Raw genomic sequence first — 237 nt, 5'->3', positions numbered from 1 at the left:
CGACCGGGCTCGACCGATCGTCGCATCCGATCACTGTTGCGAGTCGGTTTCGCTTTTCGCAACAAGCGCACTGTTCTACACGGTGCTCATGCCTCGCAAGATCGACCTCGAAGCCCTGTGCAATCAGAAGGGCCTGCGCATCACCGAACAGCGTCGCGTCATCGCGCGCGTCCTGTCGGAAGCCGAAGACCATCCCGACGTCGAAAAGGTGTACGAGCGCGCCTCACTAATCGATCC

Source organism: Candidatus Kosakonia sp. 282A-S69, assembly GCF_029433855.1.
GTDB classification, from domain to species: domain Bacteria; phylum Pseudomonadota; class Gammaproteobacteria; order Enterobacterales; family Enterobacteriaceae; genus Kosakonia; species Kosakonia cowanii_A.
The sequence above is the reverse complement of the archived record's forward strand: the minus strand, read 5'-3'. Positions refer to the sequence as shown.